At 34.7% G+C, this 4,216-nt stretch carries 2 protein-coding genes, 3 pseudogenes and 1 riboswitch; of the genes and pseudogenes, 4 read left to right on the forward strand and 1 reads right to left on the reverse strand.

Features of this window, described 5'->3' with window-relative positions; all coding sequences use genetic code 11:
* Positions 1-8: 8 nt before the first annotated feature.
* Positions 9-1,024: pseudogene (locus KI369_RS26595) on the forward strand (alpha/beta hydrolase family protein).
* 141 nt (positions 1,025-1,165) lie between these two features.
* Here the strand turns inward: KI369_RS26595 and KI369_RS26600 are convergent.
* Positions 1,166-1,447, reverse strand: a pseudogene (locus tag KI369_RS26600) (GAP family protein); the annotation flags it as partial.
* Positions 1,448-1,703: 256 nt separating this feature from the next.
* Here KI369_RS26600 and KI369_RS26605 point away from each other — a divergent pair.
* The 3 genes and pseudogenes from KI369_RS26605 to KI369_RS26615 all read left to right on the forward strand — a co-directional run bounded on the left by KI369_RS26605 (position 1,704) and on the right by KI369_RS26615 (position 4,008).
* A complete protein-coding gene (locus KI369_RS26605; protein WP_000533120.1) occupies positions 1,704-2,087 on the forward strand; it encodes a hypothetical protein in 384 nt (127 codons plus the stop codon).
* 167 nt (positions 2,088-2,254) lie between these two features.
* A pseudogene (locus KI369_RS26610) lies at positions 2,255-2,515 on the forward strand (helix-turn-helix domain-containing protein); the annotation flags it as partial.
* Between the two features lie 335 nt (positions 2,516-2,850).
* Positions 2,851-2,954, forward strand: a riboswitch (purine riboswitch).
* 175 nt (positions 2,955-3,129) lie between these two features.
* Positions 3,130-4,008, forward strand: a complete 879-nt coding sequence (locus KI369_RS26615) for a 5'-methylthioadenosine/S-adenosylhomocysteine nucleosidase (RefSeq protein WP_212958502.1) — start codon at positions 3,130-3,132, stop codon at positions 4,006-4,008.
* Positions 4,009-4,216 lie beyond the last annotated feature (208 nt).

The following is a 4,216-nucleotide window of genomic DNA, read 5'->3' on the forward strand; positions in this document are numbered from 1 at the left end:
GGGACAAAATGATGACTTTTGATGAATATGAAGTAGCGATAAAGAGTGAGTTTACTTTACAAGGTACGATTACAAGGCCCAAAGCTGAAGGGAAGTATGCGGCTGTTGTCATTATCGCGGGATCTGGAGAAATTGACCGTGATGGAACGATCGTACCGCTAAAGCTTGAGGCGAACATATATAAAGATTTAGCTCATGTAATGGCGAGACTTGGGGTAGTGACGCTCCGCTTTGATAAGCGCGGAGTAGGAAAGAGTGACGGAGAATTTCTGAAGACTGGAATGTGGGATTTAGTTAGTGATATAGAGTCTACGATTACGTATTTAAAAGAACAACCATTTGTTGATCCGGAAAATATCATTTTGGCTGGTCATAGTGAGGGGTGCATGTTGGCAACAGTAGTAAATGCAAGAACACCAGTTAATGGGCTCATCCTTCTTACAGGAGCTGCGGAATCATTAGAAGAAGCTACGAAAAGACAAAGAGAGATTGCTTATAAAGAATTAAAAGAGCAAAAGGGAATAAAGGGAAAACTAATGCGTCTTCTCAATGTGGAGAAACGTGGAGAAAAGCAGATGGAAAAAATAAAAGAGAAAATGATGAACACAGAAAAAGATACGATTAAAGTTGGTTTTAAACCGATGAATGCAAAATGGTTTAGAGAGCATTTTCAGCATGATATTTATAAAGATTTACAAAAAGTAACATGTCCAGTATTAGCTATTGCTGGTGATAAAGATATTCAGGCTGATCCTGAAAGAGCGAAGCGAATCGGTGATTATGTGAAGGGGGATTCTGAAGTACATGTAATAAAAAATATGGATCATAGTTTGAAAAGTTTTGAGGGGGATTTTAAAGCTTTAGAGTTTAAAAAGAATTACGAAGAAGGGGCGGGAAAGGCACTTCATCCAGAGCTGGAAGAAATAATTACGAATTGGATGAATACGCATTTTATCCTGCATCAAAATTAGATGAATATGATGAGTATGGAAGGGAGAGTAACTGCCTGGAAAAGAGGGATTGATGTGTGCTGAGCTTGGAGATACAAGTTCTTCTACATTAGTAATTTTTCGCATAATAATCCCTTCCATATTGTAGATTCTCTCATTAGTTTAACATCATTTTTGAGCTAATAAGGTCTTATTTAAGACTTTGGTAAAACATCCTATAAATAGTCCAGGCTATTTAATATTAGGAGGAAGCCAACTATACACATAATCCATGATAGAGCTGATCCTGTACTATTAGCAATTTTCATTCGAAGCTTCTCGAGAGGTTTTTGCATCCACCGACCAAATAGGAGATAGAAGAGAAACAGTACGAGAGAGGGCAATACCATAATAAAGTTGTATCCCGCTAAAATAGAAGACCATTCTATCCATGATAGATTAGAAGTAGTAAGTATGCCAATTACTGCAAAATAAGGAAATGCAGTACCCGCTTCAATTTTGGGGATACCTCAAAATTGGAGGGTGATGGGCAGAGAGATCATCATATGCCAATTAATTTAATAAAAGAAGGAATTTTATCTTTTTTGTCTAATTATATTTAGGTTTGCAAAAAGGATTCTACAACTTTGGAGGAATTATCATAGTAAAATATATTTCGATTCTTGGTTCAACAATATAAAAACTTCGGTGCCTTAGCATACAAAATTCACGTATTGTTCTTGCTATCCCAAGGTGAAATGGGAGGGAATGTTTTTGGGAAGGCTACTTGTAAAATTATTTTTAAAATCAATCCTATTTTTTTTCATATGCGGTATTATTGTTTATTCTATATTTCAGATTATGTTTGTCTGGAGTGTTTCGACAGGATTAGGAAGGGATGATATAGTTGGATTTTCTAATAATAAGTATGTAATTGGTCGTCCACCTGTTAGCTATAATTTATATAAAAAAGATAGTGGGGAAACTATATTAGATAATGTTATTGGTTATAAAAAAGGAAAAACGAAAAGCTATGTTCGGAATGAAATCGAATTTGTAGTGATAAATGAGATAAAGGGTAGCTATGAATTGTATAAAATAGAAAAGGCTTCAGAAAAGGATATAGAACGGCTGAAAGAAATGCAGAAATTAGAATGAAAGAGACTATTTGAAGGATAAAAATGCTGTTGGGTTGAAATAAAATTTAATAAAAGACTAACTACAGAATTTTTCATTTTTAACAAACTTAATTGGAATTTTACAAATGCACATATGTTATTGTTAAATCTAAAAAATGGTTTAGACTGATAACTGAGTTTTATTTCATGAAAAAAGTCAGCATAAAAATAAAGCATAATAAGGCGTACAAATTCCGTTTGTATCCAACAGAAGAACAAGCACATCTCATACGTAAAACGTTCGGATGTGTACGCTTTGTTTATAATAAAATGCTGGCTGAATGAAAAGAAGTAGAAACAGTTGTTGGGTTAGACTTTGCAATGGCTGAATTGTACGTGAGTAGCGAAGGTGAGAAATCCAATTATCCTCGCTTTTATCGTCAGAAGTTAGACAGATTAGCAAAAGCATAACGAGTATTAGCAAGGCGCGTAAAAGATTCAGCTCGCTGGAAGAAATAATTGTGAAGTGGATAGAGGCGCATTTTATCTCGTAATACGAGGGGAAAAAGACTTCCAGCTCGATATAAGGCGGAAGCAAGAAAGCTTAATTGTTTGTAAAAGCTCGGTTGTTGTAGGTGGATGTAGTTTAGTATTTAGATTATAAGTTTTTTACGGTTTTTTATATTTAAAAATGGGGAATACGATCGATTAACTAATTAAAAACGAACATTAAAAACACTTTTAATAAAAATGTTCATATTTAGGTTGCGTGCGTACTAAAAGTTTGATATATTACCAATATAATAATTTTACACATCATCACTCGTATATACTCGGTAATATGGTCCGAGCGTTTCTACCTAGTTCCCAATGAAAGAACTGGACTACGGGTTAAAGTGTTCGGCCGTGCTGTTTCATGAGCGCTATCGATCTATAATTTTGCATTTGTTTAACCTTATGCTTAATTAACTTTGACTATCGTAGTTCTAGAAAGTAGAGATTCTTCTACAATTTCTAGAACTTTTTTGTTTGGACCAAAAGTATCGAGTATAGAAAACAACAAGAGAAAGAGGAGATTATTTATGAAGAAGAATACGTTGAAAAAATGTGCTGCCCTAGTAACTACTGTTGCCTTGTCATTCTCGATACTTGCGGGATGTAATGCGAGTCCGAAACAAGTTGAGGCAAAAAGCAATCAAAAACCAATCCTAATTCAAGGGCCAATGCCGATAGAAGCAGAAAAGTTTGCGAAAAGGCTAAAAAATGTGAAAGAAGAAAAGTCTGGAACTTTCGTATTTTATAAAGGAACTGTCGACAATTATCCTGTAATCGTTGTGAAAACAGGTAAAGGAATGGAAAATACAGCAGCTGCTACAGCGGTGGCTATTGAAAAATATAAGCCTATAGCAATTATTAACCAAGGAACATCAGGTGGACATGATCCAAATTTAAATGTATTTGATATTGTGTTAGGAAAACAAGTTGCCAATATAGGTTCATTAAAAACAACAAATATGGATGAGAATCAAGGGATTGAACCGACAAAATGGATTTCTATGGACTTAATGGCTTCTGAAGGAAGTGCAGGAGAAGATCCAAATGCTGAGAAAATCCGATACTACGAGGGAGATAAGGATTTACTTGCAGCAGCTAATGCGGTAAAAGATAAATATACAAAAGGTAAAGTGGTTGAAGGAATTATAGGTTCAGCAGATCTTTGGAATAATGAAGTGGATAGAATTAAGTGGTTCCATACAAAATACGGTACATCTGTAGAAGAAATGGAAGGTGCTGCAGCAGCGCAAATCGCAAAAGCGTATGACGTACCATTTTTAGGAATTCGAGTGTTATCTAACAATAAAACAAACGGCGGAAAATATAATCCAAATACAGCGGCGGCAAATCAAGAATATGTATATGAAGTAGTTAAAAAGTATATAGATTCAATGCAAAGTAAATAGTAGTAGTTCAGTCCCAATATAAAAATGTTATCATTACTGCACAACGTGTTGTGAACTCAGAATTGACACAGTTTCTTTCATTAAAATAGGTTGGTGCCTACATGGTATCCAATCTATTTTTGTACTTATACTTCAGAGGAAGAAGGGTTTTACACAAAAAATAAAGACAGTGATAGAAAAAGGAAAAGTCGATTTATCAAATATGCAT

It is taken from the genome of Bacillus sanguinis (assembly GCF_018332475.1).
Lineage (GTDB): Bacteria > Bacillota > Bacilli > Bacillales > Bacillaceae_G > Bacillus_A > Bacillus_A sanguinis.